Origin of the sequence: Microbacterium sp. UBA1612, from assembly GCF_002321605.1 — a bacterium.
Taxonomy (GTDB): Bacteria; Actinomycetota; Actinomycetes; order Actinomycetales; family Microbacteriaceae; genus Microbacterium; species Microbacterium luteum.
On the sequence record NZ_DCMW01000041.1, the window covers coordinates 2,470 to 2,806 of the forward strand.

The 337-nt window shown below is 67.7% G+C and carries 1 protein-coding gene; it reads right to left on the reverse strand.

Annotation, left to right across the window (positions count from 1 at the left end; translation table 11 throughout):
• The coding region (locus B3S45_RS14435; RefSeq protein WP_286721488.1) for a hypothetical protein at positions 1 to 337 on the reverse strand (337 nt) is incomplete at both ends.

Sequence of the window (337 nt, forward strand, 5' to 3'; positions counted from 1 at the left end):
CGTGCTCGAGGAACGGGATCAGCGAGGTCGCGACCGACACCATCTGGCGCGGCGAGACATCCATGTAGCCGATGTCCTCGGCGGGCACGAGCTCGACCTCGCCGCCCTTCGAGCGGGCGAGGACGCGGGTCTCCTCGAAGTGACCGTCGGACTTCAGCGGCGCGTTGGCCTGGGCGACGATGAAGTCGTCCTCCTCCGCGGCGGTGAGGTACTGAATCTCGTCGGTGACGCGGCCGTTCTCGACCTTGCGGTACGGCGTCTCGATGAAGCCGAACGCGTTGATGCGCGCGAACGAGGCGAGCGAGCCGATGAGGCCGATGTTCGGGCCTTCCGGCGT